Here is a 20653-nt window from a genome sequence, read left to right as displayed (position 1 = left end):
TTTTTTATTCTTGCCACGCTTTATAAACTTCTTTCAATTGATAATAAGCTTTCTTTTTATTTCGTCGCTCATCAACAATACCCCATTCTCTAAAACCTGATTCTGGAGTTCCTTTATAATTACTTCTATAATCGTTATAACTCCAAATTGACAATCCTGTTACGTAAGGTAAATCTTTAAGTCCTTTTATATATCCCACAAGTTCATCACTTAATTTGGCTTCTGGAGCAGGCCCAATTTGACCTTTTCCAATTTCTGAAATAAAAATAGGCTTCCCTGGAAATTTCTCATGTGTAGTTTGTGCATGCTCAACAGCATCACCATAACTATTTATGGATATAAAATCTATCTTATCAAATGGTTCGTTTTCAAGAGTACCTCCTCTGTATGCACTTAAAGATGCATATGTTTTTAATCTTGAAGTATCTAATTCGTCAATATAATCTAACATTGAATTGACATAACCATATTGTCCTTCTGATAAAACCTTTTCTTTCCAAGATGAATTTGTGTCGTGTAATTCGTTACCAACACTCCACCCTACAATACTTGGGTGATTATAATCTCTTTCAATCATTTCTTTTAACCATTGTTTTGTTTGTGGGTTATTAGGATAAGATTGTGGATCATTATCTCCCCAAACAGGAATTTCTTCAACCAATAAAAATCCAATACTATCACAAAACTTCAAGATGTTTTTTGAAAGCGGTGCATGCATCAATCTTGAAAAATTACAACCTAAAGATTTTATATCCAACAAATCACTTTTAACTAAATGGTCTGGCTCTGTATTTCCATAATCCGGATGATCGTGAACTCTATTTACACCATTCATTCTAACAGCTTTATTGTTTAAATAAAATTGCTCCCCACGAACTTCAAATTTGCGAACGCCAAATTTATCCTTAGCCAAATCAACCTCATTTCCAGCTATCTTTAGAGTGCTATTTAATTGATATAAATTAGGTGAATTAAAACCCCAAAGTTTTACTTTAGAAAGTTCCTTTTGAAATTTAACTTCGGAAATAGTTGCAGAATTTCCTTTTACACTAATAGCTAAAGAATCAGCATATATACCATCAATGCTAGCATATATCTTTGTTAAAATATCCTTTTTGCTATTATTTTCTAATTTATACTTAATGGTAAAATCTACTTTTTTTGTTTCAAAGTTTGGCACAGAAGTTATATGTTGATAAACAATTCTTACCTCTTCATTTGCATATAAAGTTACATCTCTACTAATTCCTCCCCAAGCCCACCAAGCACCTCGTTTATAGGTATTGTCTGCCATTACAACAATAGAATTGGATTTATTAAAATCTATTTTATCTGTAATATTAAAATCAAACGGAGTATAACCGCCAACATGCACTCCTAACAAATTGCCGTTTAACCAAACTTTAGCTGTTTCATAAACTGCATTAAATTTTAAGCGTATTTGCTTTCCGTTCCAATTTTTAGGTATTTCAAATTGCTTTTGGTAATATCCTTTACCTACATATTCTGAATAACGCTTACGAGTATCCCAATTCCCAGGAACCTTAATCGTATCCCACTGAATACTCTGTTCTTTAAACACATCACTTTCATTCACCTCGCTTGAAGCTAAGAACTGCCATGTTCCATTCAATGAAATCTTAGTTTCAGTATTTTTTTCTTGTGAATTTTGACAAGATGAAAGGATAAAAAATAGGATTAAAAGATAATAAAGCGTTTTCATATTATTTACGTTCTTCTTTTGTTACTTTTATAGGAATTTGTACGTTAAATGAGTGTAGAACTCCATTTTCATCTTTTATATCAGACGCACACACCAATGCTATAGGTTTACCGTTTTCAATATAAATCTGAGGTCGTTCTAGATGATCTACTTTTTGAACTGTTCCATCTTCCCATTTTATTTGTAATGTTGAAACCAGTGCGTTTTTAGACAAAGTCCAATCAAAACCATCTACTGATTCAAACAATACTAAAGCCTGACCAGCATCTGTAAATGCACCATGCATATCTTTTAAAATTGCTCTAAATTTTCCATCTTGATACCAAATAAAAGGGTCTTCTGCAGGAAAATCATACCCTTTTGCTAAAAACACAGGTTTATTATATTTCACAAACGGCCCCGTAGGACTTTTAGAGGTTGCAACACAATGCACAACAGGTCCTCCAAACTTTCCTGGTTTCTTTTTACCCACCGCTTTATAAACCATTAGGTAAGTGCCATCTGGTTTTTGAGTTATTGATGGATTACTTGTCATTAAGGCATCTAAAGCATTGTCATCATTAGTTACATCTATAATAGGTGTATCTAGTCTTTCCCATGGTCCACTTGGATTATCTGCAACGGCAACACCAATACGTTGACCATTTCTATGAGATACATTTAGCTTTATTTTTCCAGGTTCTCCTGTAACTACGCCATCTCCTGTATTCCCCATATAATACAGATAATATTTATTGTCATATTTGTGTATCGTGGGATTGTGCGTACACAAACCATCCCAGAACTCAGCACCTCTAATTGGTAATGCTACGTCTTTAAATTTGAAAGTCCCAAAAAGGCTTTCAGAAACAGAGTGCGCTATTTCGGAATGTGTTACCCAAGCCCAACCCAATTCTTTTTTCCATCGAGAATAATACATATGATACAATCCATCATCACCTTTAACAATAGAGCCTCCCCAAATACTCATGGTATCGCTCACAAATTTTGATTTTAAAGCAACTTCTCCCAATTCAATTTTAAAATCTGTAGATTCTTTTTGCCCCTTACAAGAAATTGTAAAATTTAGTAAACCACCAATAATTAACGTAAAAACGAAATGCTTCATAACTATTTATTATTCTTTAAAATTCTTTCTTTTTGCTTTCTAGATAATCCTTTTGAAAAATAAATTTCCGGTCTAAAATTATTTCTAGTATGTTTCATTTCTTTATCATTGATATCTCTACTCAAATCACAATCAAATCTTGCTAAAATTGAATGCGCAGTCTTTGAACTTCCACTAGCATTGATAAAATGACTTAATCCCCAAGTAATACCTCTACCATCTTTAGTATCTGTAAAAGCATCCGGAACATAAGAACCAGGTGCATATGGAAACAGCTCACTTACTGCAGCAATTTTAAAATTTACCCAATCTTCTGCATATTGAATCGTACTATGTTCATTTCCATCTTTAATTACAAAAGCTGCAACACCTTCCTTAAAGGGAAATAAAGCAACTTCATGTCCTGAATTTAAAACAGGGTTTAAAGGATGTTTTTTAAAAGGTCCCATAGGATTATCGGCAATAGCCAAGCCTCCTGCTACCCAAACATTTCCTGGTCTATTAAAAGCAGATTTGTAATAAATATATACTTTTCCATCATGAATTAATGGATAAGGATCGTGAATTGCATATTGATCCCATTCTCCTTCTGCCCCATTTTCAATTACAGCTCCTTTTACGGCAGTCCAAGGGCCGTTTGGACTATCTGAATAAGACATTGCAACCGGACAATGATCTCCACTTTTACCACTAGCTTCCATAAACCCTTGGTAATACAAATAATATTTACCTTTCCATTTTAAAATATCGGTAGTTGAAACTGAACGCCAACCAACTTCTGGTTTTGGAGGACGAGGAATCGCAACTCCTTTTTCTTCCCAAGTAAATCCGTCTTCACTTGTTGCATACCAAATTTCACACAAATCCCAATCTGTTGAGGGAATGGTTTCTGTACTTTCATCTGCTCTTTTTGAACCAATGGGAGGAACTATTGTATTTCTATATGTATACTAAACATAATATTTTCCATTTTCATAAATAATCTTTGAAGGGTCACGACGCGAAATCGTTCCATTGTGTCCGTTATAATTAAACCCTTTTAATTGTGTGTACTTAAACTGTGAATACAGTTCATTCTCTGCAGGATGAATACCTTCATAATTTTCAAAACTACGTTTCATAGCCTCGCTCATTTCCCTTTTTCCAGTTTCTTCGGAAACGGTGTATGGAAACGCAACTGTTGCAGTATTTTTTTTCTGACCACACACACTTATTACTACTAGTAAAAATGATGTAAATAAAACATGCTTAACATATTTTCTCATATTACTTCTTTATGTGGTAATAGTTTTTTTTATCTAAAAGACGAACTTCCCAATCTTTTAAAATTTCTTCATAACTAGCATCTGGACTTAACCCTGGTTTATTCTTTTTTAAAGAATTTTTATAATATTTTTTAGAACCTTCTTTAGCTCTGTTGATGGTAGCTGCATCCTCTGAAATCATGTTTTTTTCCCAAACAACCATGTTCGTTTTTAGGTTGTTAAATAATTCGTCTTTAATTTTTTGATATTTTTTAGTATCCGCCAAATTATTAAATTCCATCGGGTCTTTCTTTAAATCGTACAATTCAATGACAGGCTTGGTAATTCTCATAAATAAATTATAAGGATATTCTAACTTGCCTTGTCTGTCTAAAACTTGGTACAATGCAAAAGCAGGATATTCTAACTTTTTATAACTTGTTAATTGCATCCAAGGTCTATCTGGAGTTCTGTTCCATATTAATTTGAATTTACCATCAGTAATACTTCTCATGTTTTCTACAGCATCACCAGCTCTTTGTCTAAATCCATATACATATTTTCTTTTTACGGCATTTTTACCAACAATAACTTTTCCGTGCATGTATTCAGGCACTTCAATTCCTGCCATATCTAAAGACGATACCGTAACATCAATTAAACTTGCTAAATTTTTATTTACAGCATTGGCTTTTACCGATTTAGGGTAACGTACAATAATTGGTACTTTTAAACCACCTTCATATAAAAATTGCTTATCTCTTAAATGAGGTCTACCATTGTCTCCAAAAAAGAAAACAACAGTATTTTCTAATTCTCCTTCTGCTCTAAGTCTGTCCATAAATTGTCCAACTTGGTCATCAGCATGTTGTACACTTGCTAAATAAGCAGCCCAATCTGCACGCAGTATCGGATAATCAGGATAACATTCTGGTAAAGTAACTTTACTTGGGTCTACAATATTTTGGCTATTATCAACAAACTTTCTGTGTGGGTCCCTAATCTGAATTTGGGCAAAGAACGGCTGTCCTTTTTTACGACCAGACCAATCAAAACCATCATATTTAACTTTGGTTTTAAAGTTGTAATCTTCCTTTCCTCTTTTCTTTAAATTGTACTCAGAGCTACCATTAGTAACATAGTAACCTGCTTTTTTAAATATTTCTGTAACAGGAACAATTCCGTCAGGTAATTCAGTCATGTTAAGAGTTCTATGATCGTGAGAATTTACGGTTGGAGCATAAACCCCTGTAATCATAGACGAACGACTGATGGAACAAATAGGTGCGTTTGCATAAGAATTGATAAACATTGTTCCTTCTTCTGCCAAACGATCTATATGAGGTGTTTTTACATCCTTGTTTCCGTAGCATCCTAATTCTATACCTAAATCATCAGAATTAATCCAAACGATATTCGGTTTTTTTTGAGCGAAAACAATAGAAGTTAGCGCACAAAAAAGCAGTGTAGATATTTTATTTTTTAGCATTTTCTTTAGTTATTTTTAATGGGATTTGAATATTAAAAGAATTTCTCACTTTATTTACAATTGTATCTGCAGCACACGTTAAAGCTATCGCTTCTCCGTTTTCAACAATTACCTGAGGACGTTCTAGATGTTTAAATTGTTGTACTCTACCGTTTTCCCAAGTAACGATTCTTTCTGAAATTTCATGATATTTTGACGGTTTCCAATCCAATCCATCTTTAGAATCGTATTGTACCAAAGAAAACATTCTTAGCTCTTTACCATTCGCTTGCTTTTCATGTTTAATTCGTTTTACAATCGCTCTGTATTTTCCGTCTTGGTACCAGATATATGGATCTTCTGCAGGAAAACGTTCTCCCTTAATTTCAAAAGCCAATTTTTTTTGTTTTACAAAAGGTCCTGTTGGACTTTCTGCAATTGCAACCATGTGCACAACTGGACCACCATTTGGCATTGGGAATTTTTTACCCACAGCTTTATAAATCAATAATACTTTACCATCCGTCATTTGACAAACAGAAGGATTAGAGGTCATTAAAGCATCCGATGCATCATCATTATTATAAGTGATATCCAATACTGGTTTATCAAACCTTTTCCAAGGTCCGTTTGGACTATCTGCAACTGCAACACCAACACGTTGATTGTTACGATGCATCCAATTAATTTTAGCTTTTCCAGGAACACTTACAATTTTTTTATCACCAAAATTCCCCATATAATAGATGTAATATTTTCCATTCATTTTATGAACCGTTGGATTATGAGTAGCAGAACCATCCCAAAAACCTTCTCCTCGTTCTTTTAATGCTACATCTACATGTTTGTATGGCCCTAATGGATCTTTTGAAACGGCATGTGCAACTTCAGAATAATTAACCCACTCCCAACCGATATTTTTTGGCCAACGAGAATAAAACATATGATATAAATTATCTTCTCCTTTTACTACTGAACCTCCCCAAATACTTATTTCATCTCCTCCACTAAAAACTGATTTTTGAGCTACTTTTCCAAATTCAATTTTTAAATCTACTTCTTTTTGGGTTGTCTCTTTTTCTATCGTTTTTTTAGGTTTCTCTCCGCAAGAAACGAAGACTAATAATGCGATTGCTAACGTTGTTAAATATTTCATTCTGCTATTATTTAAATTATATATTATGATTATATACTTGGAACTTTGTATTTTTTACGAAGTTTTATTAATTCTTTTTTTAATTCTGATATTGCTTTTTTATATGTTGAATTAGAATATTCATTTTTCATTTCTGAAGGATCTTTCTTCAAATCGTAAAATTCATATTCATTAATTTCATAAAAATAAATCAATTTATATCTTTTTGTTACAACTCCCTGATGTTTTTGAATATCGTGTCCTCCAGGATAATCGAAATATTGATAGAACAAGCTTTTTCTCCAGTTTTTAGCTTTCTTATTTTTCAGAATAGGCAACAAACTCTCTCCTTGCATTTCCGAAGGAATTTCTACGCCTGCAAAATCTAAAATAGTTGGTGCATAATCAATATTCTGAACTAATTGCTTACTCACTATTCCCTTTTTTCTAATTGAAGGGCAATAGGCAATTAACGGTGTTCTAAAGGCTTCTTCGTACATCATACGCTTGTCATACCAACCGTGTTCACCTAAATACAACCCTTGATCGGACGCGTAAATAATTAAGGTATTACTCTCTAAACCAGAAGATTTAACGTAATCCATTAATCGACCCACATTATCATCTACAGATTTTACACACGCTAAATAATTTTTTAGTATTCGTTGATATTTCCAACGAATTAATTCCTTTCCTTTCAAATTAGCTTTTATAAAAGCTTCATTTCTAGGATTAAACACCTTATCAAAACTTGCTTTTTCCTCTTTACTTAATCTTCCGTAAGCTCTTTTCCATAAGGCGCCTCCTAAATCTTCATACCTGTTTGGTTTTCCTTTCATTTCAGTCCAAAGCTGACAATACCAACCCATTGGCATTTCTTCAATAGTCATATCCGTGTCTTTTGTTCCTAAACCATTTGAACTATGCGTATCAAATAAATTTTTTGGTTCTGGAATATCAATAGCATCAAAAGTGTGTAAATATTTTACCGGTGGCAACCAATTTGCATGTGGTGCTTTATGACCAACAATCATCATAAAAGGTTTTTCTTTTTTACGTTGATTATCTAACCAATTAATTGCTTTATCAGTAATTACATCTGTAACGTAACCTTTACTTCTAGTGATTCCTTCTTCCGTTTTAAAATCTGAATTGTAATAATCTCCTTGTCCAATTAACACATCCCAATTTGAAAAACCAACGGGTTTATTTTTTAAATGCCATTTTCCAAAATAAGAAGTTTCATAGCCGTTTTTTTGTAGAATATTAGCAATGGTTGGCTGACTTCCATCAAACTTTTCTTTCAATGTTGTAATTCCATTTAAATGACTGTGCTTACCCGTTAACATGGTTGCTCTTGACGGTGCACAAATAGAATTCCCAACATAACTTCTATCAAAACGAACTCCCTCATTTGCCAATTTATCAATGTTCGGAGTTGGAGCAATTTTAGCAAACCGATCATTATAAGCACTGATTGCTTGATACGCATGATCATCCGTAATAATTAGAATGATGTTTTTGTTTGAATTGTTTTGGCCAATACTTTTAAAAGCAGACAAACAAAACAGAACTAGCACACTATATTTTAATATATTTATTTTCATTTTACTTTATTTTTCAAGAAGATATAACAAGCATTAAAATCAATGATACTATATAGAGAGCTTGTTTCATTTTTTCAATTCTTTAATTTTTTACAGTTTCAATTTCAGAAAAATCCTTTTGAACTTCTCCTCCACCATTTTTTAGGCCATTTTCCCAATCCCAATCGGTATTTTCTAAACTTTTATGACGATAATATCTAAAGAAATCAAAATCTACAGATAAATCATTTATGGTATGCTTGTTTATTCCTTTTTCAACTTTCTCTAACACATAGCCTGCAACTATATTTCCTAAATACCAAAAGGCAGGGTTCCTTGCATTTTTCCCAATAGTGTTAATGGTATATTTACTTTCTGGATTTGTTTCATCTTCATCAACAAACTTCACTACCCTTTTGCCCATATGAACCCATTCATCATTTTTCCATTGCCAAAGTTTTATATACTCCGGAGTATATTCCAAACCTATAGTTTGCCAAATTGGATCGTAGGTTTGAAAAGGGCCTTTGGTCATAATTGCTTTTTCTGCACCTTTTCCTTTAGTAATCACTTTTCTTTTAACACCTTTACTATCTCTAAATCTTGCTGGTGCATCACTACTCCAACCATTTGGTCCATTTTCCCATTCCATAAGGTCTATTTCTGTCCAAAAAGCACTATTTTTTATCGAAGATCGTTTCTTTTCATTTGTATAATTCCCAATAGCAGACCACACTGAAGGATGCCAAACAGAACCTTTTTCTTTAACATCATCTGTATCAAATCCTCTAAACCTAAATTTAACGGTATAAAAACCGTAAAAACCAGCAGCTTGACTTACTAAACCTGCCGTTTTTGGAGAACCATTTTCTGCTGTGGCTTTAATAGAAACGTACTTAGTGGTTTTACCATTCTTTTTTTCTTTTTCCATTATCACTAAAGAAGCATCATTTTCGTGACCTTGAATAGATGCCCCTCCTGTATTACGTCTACCCCATTTTTCTGAGTCTAATATTTTATCATTGAACTCATCTGAAACACTATTATCTCTATAAATTTCATATTGATCACCTGTATTCTCTGGCAATTGTACTGGAGTTTGAGCCAACACTATATTAGAAATTAACAGAGATATAAAAAATACTATTAGTTTAGAATTCAACATTTTTAAGTTTTATTAGTTTTCTAAAATTTCTATTTGCCTAATTATTTGTGCCCTTGTAATAGGGTATTCTTTTTTGTTATAAATGGTTTGATATACATCCTCAAAAACGGACAAGTATGAAGCTTTTTCTGATATTATTTTTTCTTGTTTTTTGATTCCATCTTCAACAGTAGTTAAAATTCCTTCCTGATTAGGTAATTCAACACCATATAATGGGCTATCGGGTAATATTCCAGATTGCAAATGCATTTCCTGAGTATCGCAACGATCTTTAACATAAGAACCTTTTGTACCGTGTAATACAAACGATTTTTGTGCATCAGCTGCTAACAAACTCATGATTGCAAAAACCTGTAAACCATTTACATACTCTAAATGCACATGTGCATAATCATCAATTTGAGTATTGGGTCTATTACCTTTCTTTACTTTTGACCATTTAATGGGTAAACCAAATAATGCGATTGCAGCATCAATTACATGTGGACCTAAATTATATAACAATCCATTTCCCGGAGTATTAGATTCCTTAACTCTATTGTTTGAAATATTATAATTATAGCGATCATAACGGAAATGAACTTCTACTAAATTTCCTAACTTACCAGATTCAATTACCTGTTTTACTGATAAAAAATCGCTATCGTATCTTCTATTTTGAAAAGGCATTATCATACAATTATGTTTTTCTGATTCTGCATAAAGTTTCTTTGCTTCTGCTGAAGTAACTGTAAATGGTTTTTCTACTAAGATGTGTTTTTTAGCTTGAATCGCTTTTAAGGCAAATTCAAAATGAGTTGGACTTGGTGTATTTATTACAAGTAACTCTATTTCTGAATCGTTTAAAATTTCATCAACCGAATCAAAACTTTTTATATTAGGGTAAATTGATTGTGCTTTTTTTGTCTTTCGCTCAACAACACCAACTAACTCAAACCCGGAATGAATATTTAAAAACGGAGCATGAAATAAACTCCCAGACATACCAAAGGACAAAATTCCCGTTTTTATTGCTCTACCCATAATTAAAACTTATTATTTCTTAAATGTTTAACATTAACTTTTTAAGTTTTCTGCTTTTACAATGTTAGACCAATTCCCTAACTGTCCATTATTTTCTCTTTGAATTTGAAAATAAATAGCTTGTTCATTTTCAATATCAATAGTCATCATTCCTCTTACATTTGTTCTAAACTCTTTATTCAAATTCTCTTTTGAAGTTCCAAATTTCACATTGTAGAATTCATCTCCAAATTCGCTTGTGTACCCAATAACAACTTTGTTATCTCTTACAAATGATTTCCAAATTTTTGGCGCTAACAACTTCCCATTTGGTTTCACTTTTATAGAATTAGGTAAAGTGCTTTCTCCTTTTCCATTTATAGCAATTACAATAAAATTGTATTCCTTATTATTCGTTAAACCTTCTATTTCAATTGCATTAGAAATTGTTTTAAATGAATCTACCGTTTCACCAGCATCATTTTTATAACGGACAACATATTCTTTAGCTCCTGTTACTTTTTTAAACAAAATTCTTACGGATGAATCTCCTTGAATTGCATTTGTAATTTCTGGAGATGTTGGCGTAGAAAACGATACAACTTTTTCATATCGAACATATCCTATTGGATTTACCAAACGAATTCGTAAATCCAATAATTCCTTTGGAAATTGCTCCCAAGTAATTTCTCCTTTCCAAATTTTATCAGCAGGATTTATACTTGGTAATTTTTGAGAATTTTCTTGAATTATAACTCCGTCAGTATTTCTAAATTCCCATTCTAATTTATAACCGTTTAAACTATAACTTGGATAATCATCAAGTCCTCTAATTGGAATGATTACTTCAGCTTTCTTTTTAGAAAGATCTAAACCTTTAACCTGAATATCTTTTACTGGACTAAACTCTTTTGCTACTCGATCAAACATTCTTCTTTTTTGTCTCCAAACGTTTATCAATCCCCAAACTCTATTTTCCTCTTGAGATGTTCCTGCATAACCACTTCTATAATCGTTAAATGTCCACAATGAACCACCGATTACAAATTCATTTTTACCTCGCCAGTTTTCATTCCAATCAGAAAATATTTGTTGATCTCCATCTAATGATGTAGTTGGATAAGGATCAAATCCGTATTCTGAAATAAAAATTGGTTTCTTTGGCCATTCACTTCTTAGTTTGTCTATAATATCTTGAGGTTTTCCTTGAAATCGATACATATTATGCATAATAATATCAACCTCAGTATTAGGATCATTTTCTCTATTTGCTGTTTTTCTCCAACCTGAATTACTCACACAAGTAACCAACCTATTTGGATCTATTTCACGAACAAAATCCATTGTTAGCTTTGCATAATCATAATGATCAGAAAGTTCGTTACCAACGCTCCAACCAATAATACTTGGATGATTCCAATCGCGTTCTACCATTCCTTTTATCCAATGTTTAGCTAACGGATAATGAGGAGGTGTAAATTCTGGATTGGTTAAATCACGTACATTTACTTCTTCAAAAATTAAGATTCCTTTTTTATCGCATAGCTCAATTAATTTTTCATTTTGAGTTCCGTGCATAATTCGCATAAAATTAGCTCCCGCTTCTTTCATTAAATCAACATCTTTTTCTAATAACTCTAAAGGTTCCGATGACCCCCAAAATCGGTGTTCACTTACACGGTTAAACCCACCTAAACGAACAGGTTCTCCGTTTAGTAACAGTTTAGAATCTGTAATTTCAACTTTTCTAATTCCAAAATCATTGGTTTTAGTATCGATTACACTATTATTTTCTGAAATGGTCGTTTCTAAACGATACAATTCAGGATGGTCGAAATGCCATAACTCAACATCTTTAGCTTCTAAAACTCCTTTTAAAATAACTTCTGATGTTTTATGTGCTGGTACTTTAACTAATTTATTTAAAGCAATTAATTTTCCGTTTTTATATATTTCAGAATTAATTTCAACGCTCTTAATTTCATCTGAATTATTTTCAACCTTCACCTTTAATTTTAACGCGGCTGTTCCTTTCTTTAAATCTGGAGTTGCGTGTATGTATTGGTTGTTAATTCTAACTTCGTTATTTTTTACTAAATGAACATTTCTAATAATCCCACCCCAATTCCAAGTGGCACCCACCATAAAATTGTTATTAACTTCTACCGCTAAAACGTTAGAGTCTCCATAGTTTAGATGTTCAGCAACTTCAAACTCAAAAGGTGTAAAACCACCTTGATGTTCACCAATAAATTCTCCGTTTAAATATACTTTTGCTAAATGATAAACGCCATCGAATTTTAATCTGTATTTTTTACTTGAATTTTCATTCCAACCTTCAGGAAGTTTAAACTCCTTTCTATACCACGCTAAACCATTGTAATTTGAATATGAATTTATCATGCCCCAATGACCAGGAACTTTTAAATCATTCCATTGAGAATCGTTATAATTTGGTAAATAAACTTGACTTGGTTGCTGTTTTGCTTTCAAATAATTCTCTTCAGCAATTGGTCTAAACATAACAACATCTGCGGCAACTTCTTTTGCTGTTATTGCAGTAACTTCAATATAATTATCTTCAGAAGCATTCATTTTAAATATCCCTAAACTCATCCATTGACCACAATTACTTCGTTGATTAAAGTAATTTAAAGTCTTTCCTTCTGAATGATTAACGTTTACTTGAGCAGTTATATGCATTCCAAAAGGAAACTTTACTATAGCCTCATAATAACCCGTTTTTTCCAGAGATGGTCTATAACGCACATAATTATCTGCTGCTTCATTATTTTTGAATCTGTGCGCTATATAATCCTTTCCATAAAAAACAGAACCTCTGTCTCCTTCTCTTTTTACAGACCATTTCCCTTTTATCTCAACCCTTTCTTTATCATCATTATCAATGATAATATCCGTTGGTTGTTCGTAAATATTTAAAGGATTAGACCCCATACCATAAATGGTATTGAATTTCCAGTCACCACTTAATAATAAGTTGTTTTCTTCTGAATTATTTTCAGAATGTTGTGGTGTTTGTGAACAAGAAACTTGCGCTAAACACATTAATATAACCAAATATTTAAGAGTACTTTTCATTTATTTTTTAACCTTTACTATATTGGACCAATTACTTTTCTCACCTTTTATTTCTCTTTGAATTTGAAAATAAATTGTTTTATCGTTTTCAAGATTAATAGTCATAATCCCTCTAGCGTTTGAAGTACTGTTTTTATTCAAATTACCCTTTGACACACCATATCTAATTGTATAAGAAACATCTTCAAATGTTCCAGAATAACCAACAATTAATTTGTTATCAGCAATAAAACTATCCCAAATTATAGGTGCTAAAATTTTTCCTTCAGCTTTTACTTTTACAATATCTGATGCTTTGCTATCTCCTTTTCCATTTCGAGCAATTAACTGTATTTTAATGTCTTTTTTAATAGGTAAACTATCCAAATCGATATAATTTGCAATTGTTTTGTAACTCTCTTTTTCTGCGCCATTAATAGCATATTTTAAATAGTATTCAAAAGCATCTCTTTTCTTCGTAAAATGCACTCTAATTTTCCCATTAGCCGTTTTTACTTCATCAATAATTGCTTTTGAAGGCACTTCAAAATAAATTTTCTTTTCACCTCTTGAATATCCATTTGTAGCTAGTAATGAAACCGTAAGCTCAAACGGTGATTCACTTAATTTATCCCAAGAAATATTTCCACTCCATTTCCCATAACTAGGTTTTAAAACGGGTAAATTCATTTTTTCGATAAATAAATCTTCTCCTTCTTTATTTTTGAAAACATACTGTAACGTATAATCTCTCATTGTAAAACTTGGAAAATCATCTGCTTCTCTGACATTAAAAGAAATAGTTGCGCTTTGTTTATTTAAATTCAAGTTTTCAATATTCAATCCTGTAATTGGGCTATTCTCTTTTTGGTGTGTATAAAAAGCTCTTCTTTTTGTTCTCCAAGCGTTTACCATTCCCCAAGCTCTATTTTCATCAGCCAAGGTACTTGAATAACCACTTTTATAATCATTATAAGTCCATATGGATGCTCCGGTAGTATAGGGACGTTGTTTTCTCATATTATCATACCAAGCCCCAAGTTTTGTAATATCGTTATCTAAACTCGCATCTTTAAATCGTTCTACTCCAAATTCCGAAAAGAACATTGCTTTGTTTGGCCAACGTTTATGTAAAGTATCCATAACGTTTCCAGGAGTTTTCTGATAGATATTTTGAAAAATCATATCTCCATATTCTAGCGGATTGTTAGCAGGTGTTTCTCCTTTGCGATATCCTCTATTACTAACGTGCAACGCTAAACGATTTGGATCCAATTTCTTCGTGTAATTATACATCATTTTCACATAGTCAAAATGATCTGAAAGTTCATTACCAACACTCCAACCAACAACACTAGCGTGATTTGCATCTCTTTCAATCATTTCTTTCATCCATTGCTTTGGCTTGGCAAAATTATCTTCATAAATTTCAGGCATTTTTAAGCTTCTTACATTCACCTCTTCAAAGATTAAAATTCCCTTTTCATCACATCTATCCAATAACTTTTTGTTTTGGGTACCGTGCATAATTCGGGTAAAATTAGCTCCTGCCGTTTTCATTAAATCGACATCTAAATTAATGAGTTCTTGTGGTTCTGATGATCCCCAATATCTATGATCACTTACTCTATTGAAACCTACCAAACGAACTGGTTCTCCGTTTAATAACATTTGAGTTGCAGTTGCTTCAAATTTCCGTATTCCAAAGCGATCTATTTTTGTATCTAAAACTTTTCCGTTTTCTGCTATTGAAGTTTTTAAGTTATATAATTCAGGTGAATCAAAATGCCATAATTTCACATCATTAGCACTTAATTGTCCTTTCAATTCAAATTCTTTAATACTATTTGGTTCAACAGTAATATTAGCAACCGTGTTATTTAAAGGTTTCCCTTTTTTAACTACTGCAGCTACTTTTAAAACTCTTTTTTCTGCTGAATTATTTTCTACTCGCACCTTAATTTCATAACTCGCAGTACCCGTTTTTAAATTAGGTTCTGCGTGTATATATTGGTATTTTACACGTACATCTTTATTTTTCACTAAATGCACATCTCTAATAATTCCACCCCAATTCCAAGTTGCACCAACCAAATAATTATTATCAGCTTCAACAACCAAAATATTTTTATCTGAAAAATTTACTTTATCGGTAATATCAAATTCAAAAGGTGTAAAACCTCCTTGGTGGCGCCCTACATACTCTCCATTAAAAAATACTCTAGCGACGTGATACACACCTTCAAACTGAATTCTAATTCTTTCATCGCTCGCTTTTTTCCAAGTTTTAGGTAATTTAACCTCGGTACGATACCAAGCTTTTCCTGAGTAATTACTATACTTATTAATCATTCCAAAGTGACCAGGAACTTTTAAATTATCCCAATTTGAATCGTCATAATCTATTTTAACTAAGGCTTTTTTTTCTTTCTCTGATTTAAGATACTCATTGGCATCTACAGGTCGAAGCATAATAGCATCTACATCATATTTTCCTTGACGATTGGAATGAAATTTTATAGCATGTCCTTTTTGAATATCAATTTTAAATATTCCTAAACTAACCCATACACTCGGTCTTGTTTTTAGAATAAAATCTTTCGTATATGAACCATCCGCGTGGGTTACTTCTACCAAAGCGGACATTTGAGTTCCCACTGGGTAATAGATAAAATGTTCATAATAGCCAGATTGAGGAACTTTAGTAGTAAACTTCACAAAAGCTGGATCATTGTCTTTTTTGAAATCATAACTTAAATAATTTGCTCCCCAAGGCTTGGTTTCTCTATCGGTACCTTTATATGTTTTTATTTTCCATTTTCCCTGAGTTTCTACTAATGCCGTCTGACTATTATCAATTACAATATCTGTTTTTTTCGGCTGAACATTTAAATAATTAGAACCATCACCCAAAAAAGTATTGAACTTCCACTCTCCATTTAATGAAAAGCTATCTATCTCTGAATTATTCTCAGAAACAGTTTGAGTTTTACAACTCACTAATAAAAGTGCAAAAATTAACGAAAAAAGATATTTCATAATTAACTACATATTACTTCAAATATTGATGCAGGAACATTCTCTGACGGATGCTCAACTTCAATAATAATTCCTTTTGTTTTTACTTTTGAATCAAATTTCCAAGTATTTATGGTTTGATAATTCCCTGCTTTTTCAGCTAAAATGTTTCCATTTAAATCTTTAATCACATAATTACGAAGACAAAAAGGAGCAACATCTTCTGGATGTCCCATTAAGGTAGATTCTAACGGATGATCGTAATCTGGATCTAAAAACAATCTAATTTCTGAAAGCTCTTTTTCTGATTCCCATTCAATTTTTAAGGTTGGTTTTTTATCATTCAACTCTGCAACCCAAGCATTTACTACGTTGTTTGGTCGAACAAATCCATTCCCTATATTTTCTGCATTAAAAACGTCAATTGAAGGTGAAATTTGCATTGCAATATTTTTTCCTTCTGGTCTACGATGAGGCGTCCAAAATTCAAACGTATCTACACCAATATTTTCTGGAGGTGTTTGTTTTCCGTTATTAGAAACTGCTTTATTTACACCGTTAAAAACTGATAAAACACCTGTATATCTGTTGTTACTTGTTTTTAAACTTACTTTTTCATTTGATAAAAAAGTAACAAAACCATATTGATTCTCTGAAACTGTTTTAGAAAACTGAACATCAATATATTGTTCTCCTTTATCTAAATTGAAAGTCTGCGTTTCCAAAATAACTTCCGGACAATAATTATCTCTTTTTTCTGATGTTCTTAATTCAACAGTAATCGTTGTGCTTTCATCAGCCTTAACCAAAACTTTAAAATTATATTTTTCATTAGCATTTAAAGGTAATAATTGTGCTGCTGAAATCCCTAAAGGAAACCAATCTCCATTGAAAGGAATTTCTGAAAGAGATAAACTTGAAGACGCTTTAATAGTTGCCTCATTAATAACGTTTGTTGTTTTCTGAATTGGAACATTCGGGATACTTTGTCCTATTTTATTCAATTCGTTTTGAAGTGTTTTAATCACTCCATTTTCTAAAATTTCTGCAGGTTTTAAATTCTTTTCTTTACAAATAGAAGCTGCCATTCCCACCGCTTGCGCACAAAAACCAGTAGTTGCCATAACTCTTGTAGAACCAAAAGCCACGTGCGTTGCACTAATAATTCTACCTGCTAAAAATAAATTATCAATATCCTTACTCACAAAAGAACGATACGGAATATCGTAAACACCTTTAGAATGCCACTGGGTACACCCAGAAAGCTCACTATAAACACCTTCTGCAGGATGCAAATCTATTGCCCAACCACCAAATGCAATCGCATCATCAAATTTGCGTTGCTCAATTACATCTTGTTGTTTCATCATATATAAACCTTCAAAGCGTCTGCTTTCTCGTTTACCAGGAACGGTTCCAACCCATTCTAAAGTCATATTATCTACATCTTCAAACGTACCAGAATTTTTGATATAATCCCAAACTCCATAAATCACTTTCCAAAGTTCATATTTAATTTCTTCTGTATCGTGAATAGTATCTCCTTCTCCTCCATATTCAAACCACCAAAAACGACATCCTTTATCATCTTTACCAATGGCTTTATATCTCGGAATTGCGGTAATATCTTTTAATGCAAATTCTGGTGCTATATATTTTACAGGTTTATCTGTGTTTTTACTGTAGAAATACATCGAATGCCCTAATAATTCACCATAAGAGGTGTCTGGAGCGAATAATTCTCCAAATTCTTCTTTTGTTTCTGCTCCCATTCTAAAAGCTGCACCTGCTTTAAATGCAACAATTCCATCTCCAGAAGCATCACAAAACAAAGGAGCTTTTACTACATATTCAGTTGAGTTTTGCGGGTTGAAAGCCTTTACAGATTCAATTTTAGTATCATTAACTTTAGTTACATCATACACACTTGTATTTAAAAGCAATGTTATATTTTTCTCATTCAATACTTTTTCTAATAAAATAGTATCAAAAATAACCGCGTTCCCTTCTTTATTTCTATATAAATTTTCAACCAAAATCTCATCCATTACACCTCCTTCACGAGCCCAACGATTGTTGTTTCCCATGTGAGATGTAGCTCCCAAAATCCATAAACGTACTTCCGAAGAAGCGTTTCCTCCCAAAACAGGACGATCTTGAATAAGAATTGTTTTTGTTCCTTTTCTGGCTGCAGTAATTGCAGCACAAACACCGGCGGTTCCTCCTCCAATTATAACAAAATCAGAACTAATATTTACCGTTTTGTTATTTCTTACTTCTGAATTAAATCCTTTAACTAACATGTACTAATCTTATTTTTTATTTATAATTTGAGTTTACTCTTGAGATTTTTTTATAATAAACAATCCCAATAGTAAAACAGCTATTCCCATACCGCCTACTAAAAGTGCTCCGGTCTCCGCAATAAAGGACAATATTAAAATTAGAAACCCGGTAGCAGCTACACCAATTCCAATAACTTTTGTTCCTTTTTTATTGCTATCAGAAGAGTCTTCTTCAGGTGCTTCTTGTTTCAATTTTAAAGTCCCCAAATACTTGGTATACTGTACGTTTTCTGCTTTTCTTGAGTTTAGATAAATTTCTATAACTGCTAGCAATACAATTGGTATTCCCATACCAACTCCCATTTCCATAGCTCTGTCTAATTTTATATCTAAAAGACTTGGCGATAAAAATTTAAAAAAGGCATTGATAGCTAATGAAATAAAAGTAACCGCTAAGACACTTTTTCCAGTCTGATTTTTTGAAAACAATGCCCATAATGGAGGCAAAAACATAGCGCCACCTGTTAAGGCTGCCAAACTCATAACTACCTCTACAATACCTCCTAAATAAGGAACTACCAAAGCAATTAATATGGTTAAAATACCTAAAGCGATGGTTGCTGTTTTTCCAACACGAACTAATTGTTTATCGGTAGAATTAGGACGTAATGGTTTATAAATATCATTGGCAAGTACACCTGCAGAAATATTTAAAGTGGTGTTTACCGAACTTGACGTTGCAAAAATCATTCCTCCCAACATTAAACCTAGCATACCAACCGGTAGTACTTCTTTACACATTAGTAAATAAGCTCCTTCATCTGCAAGTGCACCTAAATCTGGGTTTAATACTTTATAAATCATCGGTGGAACCATCCAAATAAGTGGACTAATTAAATACAAACCACCAAATAACCAACCTACTTTTTTAGCATCTTTAGGAGTAGCAACACTTGTGTATCTTTGGATATATGCCCAATTTCCGGCTATAAAGAATAAATTATACAATCCGAAAGCAACCATAAATCCCCAAGAATATTCCGTATTTGTGAATTCAAAAAAACGTTCTGGAGCTTGTAATACAAACTCATTAATTCCTCCTATTTTATCAAAAGAAAGTGGCACAACTATTAAAACAGCTGCAGTTAATACAATAAATTGCAATACATCTGTTACAATAACGGCCCACAAACCTCCAACTGCTGTATAAATTAGAATCAATACACCTAAAATAATAATGCTCGTCGCAATAGGAAATCCGGTAGAAACTTCTACAATTTTAGCAACCGGATATAAAAAGGCTCCCGTTGTAAAAATAGAAATGAATAAAAATAAATAAGTATAAGTTTTTTGGGTTGATTTACCAAGTCGATCAGTAATAAACTCCGCAGCTGTAATCGCTTTAGTTTTTTGCCATTTTGGCGCAATAAAAAACCCGATAATTAAACCTGCTATACACATAGTCCATTGTATGGTTACGGCAACCCAACCACTACTATAAGCTACAGAACCCCAAACAACAAATGTTCCTGCGGAAAAGAAACTCATAAATAACGACAATCCACTCATCCACCAAGGCAATGCTCCACCTGCAGCAAAATAAGATTTCATATTCTTCCCTGCTTTAGAAAAGCTCATTCCACATATAAAAACCAATAATGTGAACACTATAATTACGGCAATATCAATTGTACCCATTGTATTTTATTTATTTACACTGCAATTAAGTCTAAATTTAAGTTTTTTACACTGATTTTATAAAAATCATTACCGGAAACGATACCGAAAACGTTATTTATTCACGGAAACGTTTCCGGTATTTGCGAGAGTTTCAGAATTTT

At 32.5% G+C, this 20653-nt stretch carries 13 protein-coding genes; all 13 read right to left on the bottom strand.

The features are described 5' to 3' along the window. Nucleotides 1-4 precede the first annotated feature (4 nt). Complete coding sequence (locus tag MPF19_RS04025; protein ID WP_249986887.1) at nucleotides 5-1723, bottom strand: glycoside hydrolase family 2 protein; 1719 nt, start codon at nucleotides 1721-1723, stop codon at nucleotides 5-7. Between the two features lies 1 nt (nucleotide 1724). Beyond that, the gene (locus tag MPF19_RS04020) at nucleotides 1725-2831 is read right to left on the bottom strand and encodes a glycoside hydrolase family protein (protein ID WP_249986886.1); all 1107 of its coding nucleotides are present in this window, start codon (nucleotides 2829-2831) and stop codon (nucleotides 1725-1727) included. Nucleotides 2832-2833: 2 nt separating this feature from the next. Continuing rightward, complete coding sequence (locus MPF19_RS04015) at nucleotides 2834-3694, bottom strand: glycoside hydrolase family protein (RefSeq protein WP_349666060.1); 861 nt, start codon at nucleotides 3692-3694, stop codon at nucleotides 2834-2836. A gap of 87 nt (nucleotides 3695-3781) precedes the next feature. Beyond that, nucleotides 3782-4039, bottom strand: coding sequence for a hypothetical protein (locus MPF19_RS19410; RefSeq protein ID WP_349666059.1), 258 nt, complete (start codon nucleotides 4037-4039; stop codon nucleotides 3782-3784). 58 nt (nucleotides 4040-4097) lie between these two features. Next, on the bottom strand, nucleotides 4098-5564 hold the full coding sequence (locus tag MPF19_RS04010) for a sulfatase family protein (protein ID WP_249986885.1): 1467 nt from the start codon (nucleotides 5562-5564) through the stop codon (nucleotides 4098-4100). Further along, entirely contained in the window at nucleotides 5551-6699 is a 1149-nt protein-coding gene (locus MPF19_RS04005; protein ID WP_249986884.1) for a glycoside hydrolase family protein, read from the bottom strand. The genes MPF19_RS04010 and MPF19_RS04005 overlap by 14 nt, the downstream gene beginning before the upstream one ends. A gap of 29 nt (nucleotides 6700-6728) precedes the next feature. Beyond that, entirely contained in the window at nucleotides 6729-8285 is a 1557-nt protein-coding gene (locus MPF19_RS04000; protein ID WP_249986883.1) for a sulfatase family protein, read from the bottom strand. Nucleotides 8286-8367: 82 nt separating this feature from the next. Next, a complete protein-coding gene (locus MPF19_RS03995) occupies nucleotides 8368-9429 on the bottom strand; it encodes a hypothetical protein (protein WP_249986882.1) in 1062 nt (353 codons plus the stop codon). Between the two features lie 12 nt (nucleotides 9430-9441). Beyond that, complete coding sequence (locus MPF19_RS03990) at nucleotides 9442-10452, bottom strand: Gfo/Idh/MocA family oxidoreductase (protein ID WP_249986881.1); 1011 nt, start codon at nucleotides 10450-10452, stop codon at nucleotides 9442-9444. 33 nt (nucleotides 10453-10485) lie between these two features. Continuing rightward, entirely contained in the window at nucleotides 10486-13530 is a 3045-nt protein-coding gene (locus MPF19_RS03985; protein WP_249986880.1) for a glycoside hydrolase family 2 TIM barrel-domain containing protein, read from the bottom strand. Then, nucleotides 13531-16548, bottom strand: a complete 3018-nt coding sequence (locus tag MPF19_RS03980) for a glycoside hydrolase family 2 TIM barrel-domain containing protein (protein ID WP_249986879.1) — start codon at nucleotides 16546-16548, stop codon at nucleotides 13531-13533. A gap of 2 nt (nucleotides 16549-16550) precedes the next feature. After that, complete coding sequence (locus MPF19_RS03975; RefSeq protein WP_249986878.1) at nucleotides 16551-18830, bottom strand: FAD-dependent oxidoreductase; 2280 nt, start codon at nucleotides 18828-18830, stop codon at nucleotides 16551-16553. 33 nt (nucleotides 18831-18863) lie between these two features. Continuing rightward, nucleotides 18864-20510: a sodium:solute symporter family protein gene (locus MPF19_RS03970; protein WP_249986877.1), complete on the bottom strand. Its 1647-nt coding sequence runs from the start codon at nucleotides 20508-20510 to the stop codon at nucleotides 18864-18866. Nucleotides 20511-20653 lie beyond the last annotated feature (143 nt).

Origin of the sequence: Polaribacter sp. Z014, assembly GCF_023555435.1 — a bacterium.
Classification (GTDB): Bacteria; Bacteroidota; Bacteroidia; order Flavobacteriales; family Flavobacteriaceae; genus Polaribacter.
This window is presented reverse-complemented; position numbering and strand designations above follow the sequence as displayed.

Coding starts and splice junctions, on each gene's coding strand:
- MPF19_RS03980 (WP_249986879.1), bottom strand. CDS start 16,548: ATGAAATATCTTTTTTCGTTAATTTTTGCACTTTTATTAGTGAGTTGT.
- MPF19_RS03985 (WP_249986880.1), bottom strand. CDS start 13,530: ATGAAAAGTACTCTTAAATATTTGGTTATATTAATGTGTTTAGCGCAA.
- MPF19_RS04005 (WP_249986884.1), bottom strand. CDS start 6,699: ATGAAATATTTAACAACGTTAGCAATCGCATTATTAGTCTTCGTTTCT.
- MPF19_RS04025 (WP_249986887.1), bottom strand. CDS start 1,723: ATGAAAACGCTTTATTATCTTTTAATCCTATTTTTTATCCTTTCATCT.
- MPF19_RS04020 (WP_249986886.1), bottom strand. CDS start 2,831: ATGAAGCATTTCGTTTTTACGTTAATTATTGGTGGTTTACTAAATTTT.
- MPF19_RS04010 (WP_249986885.1), bottom strand. CDS start 5,564: ATGCTAAAAAATAAAATATCTACACTGCTTTTTTGTGCGCTAACTTCT.
- MPF19_RS03970 (WP_249986877.1), bottom strand. CDS start 20,510: ATGGGTACAATTGATATTGCCGTAATTATAGTGTTCACATTATTGGTT.
- MPF19_RS03990 (WP_249986881.1), bottom strand. CDS start 10,452: ATGGGTAGAGCAATAAAAACGGGAATTTTGTCCTTTGGTATGTCTGGG.
- MPF19_RS03975 (WP_249986878.1), bottom strand. CDS start 18,830: ATGTTAGTTAAAGGATTTAATTCAGAAGTAAGAAATAACAAAACGGTA.
- MPF19_RS04000 (WP_249986883.1), bottom strand. CDS start 8,285: ATGAAAATAAATATATTAAAATATAGTGTGCTAGTTCTGTTTTGTTTG.
- MPF19_RS03995 (WP_249986882.1), bottom strand. CDS start 9,429: ATGTTGAATTCTAAACTAATAGTATTTTTTATATCTCTGTTAATTTCT.